The organism is Anaplasma marginale str. Florida, from assembly GCF_000215485.1.
Taxonomy (GTDB): Bacteria; Pseudomonadota; Alphaproteobacteria; order Rickettsiales; family Anaplasmataceae; genus Anaplasma; species Anaplasma marginale.
In genome coordinates, this window is the sequence record NZ_AFMS01000156.1 from 1 (window position 1) to 592 (window position 592).

The 592-nt window shown below is 47.8% G+C and carries 1 protein-coding gene and 1 pseudogene; one reads left to right on the forward strand and one right to left on the reverse strand.

All coding sequences use genetic code 11. The features are described from left to right. Window positions 1-171 (reverse strand): annotated as a pseudogene (locus GAC_RS06230) (TrbC/VirB2 family protein); the annotation flags it as partial. Between the two features lie 231 nt (window positions 172-402). On the opposite strand from GAC_RS06230, the gene GAC_RS05845 reads away from it, so the two are divergent. After that, window positions 403-592 (forward strand): hypothetical protein (locus GAC_RS05845; protein WP_041660046.1); only part of this gene is annotated, 190 nt, incomplete at its 3' end.

Genomic DNA, 592 nt, shown 5'->3' on the forward strand with positions numbered 1-592 from the left:
AGGAAGCCCAAGCTTCTGCACAAACCGTATAACGTTACATATAACAACAGTCGCTGTATCGTCATCCTTAGCAGCCTGATTATTCTGAGTATTAGCCCCTGCAGGTACACCATGTAAGATACCCAATGCTAATACTACAGCAATGAGTAAGAATCTAAGTTTTAGCAACATCACCACTCTCCCAAAACCTCTACGTCCACCCTTGCACTAACTGGTATTACCCTCAATACAGTGGCCATAAGTTTACCAACACCTAATGTTGTTCCTGGGGTACAGTCCAACCCAGATCCTCACTTACCAGCATCACTTGACTTCGTCCCCACAACTTGGTACCACACAGCCCCCTTGATTCCACAGGTGTGGGGCTCACCCTATATTACCTATGTGGCACCTCTACCATCTATGGTCACCCCACGTGGTAAGAGCTCCACAGTTGATAGGCAAAGTGAGTGCGGGAGTTGGGAGAGGAAGGAGGTGCACTGGTGCTATGGAGATTACAAAGATAGGAGTTGGAACAGCACTCCAAGCTTTCCTGGTGTTGCACTGACAACACATAGCATAGGAACAGGCACTGCTACAGAAGTGGGAGAGT